Raw genomic sequence first — 525 nt, forward strand, 5'->3', positions numbered from 1 at the left:
AACTTTTGACGCAAGGCATCTATTACGTCGGCCGTGTCATCAACCGATAAGGTGGTCTGGCTCATGTAATGCAGGTTACCGGGATCTTTCACTTCCAGCTTGGCAACATCTTCCGGCGACTCCACCAAATAAATGCCACCCTCAGAATTATTATATTGGCCCATAGTCCCTTCAACCTCAGGGTGTCCTGCGTGACCAATTAAAATACATTCATGCCCTTTACGGCTGGCACGGGTAACTTCCATATGGACTTTGGTCACCAATGGGCAAGTCGCGTCAAATACTCGCAAGCCGCGATCTTTGGCTTCTTGTCTTACCGCCTGAGAGACGCCATGGGCGCTAAAAATAACAATTTGGTCGTCTGGTACTTCGTGCAATTCTTCAACAAAGACCGCACCGGCCTCGCGCAGTTTACTGACAACATATTTGTTGTGAACCACCTCGTGACGCACGTAAATTGGCGGCTCAAATATTTCTAAAGCCCGCTCAACAATAGTTATAGCGCGATCAACTCCGGCACAAAAG

At 48.4% G+C, this 525-nt stretch carries 1 pseudogene; it reads right to left on the reverse strand.

From position 1 onward, the window contains the following. Window positions 1-525 (reverse strand): annotated as a pseudogene (gene ispH, locus RJ32_RS00130) (4-hydroxy-3-methylbut-2-enyl diphosphate reductase); the annotation flags it as partial.

The sequence above is a fragment of the Idiomarina sp. 28-8 genome (assembly GCF_000320945.2).
Taxonomy (GTDB): domain Bacteria; phylum Pseudomonadota; class Gammaproteobacteria; order Enterobacterales; family Alteromonadaceae; genus Idiomarina; species Idiomarina loihiensis.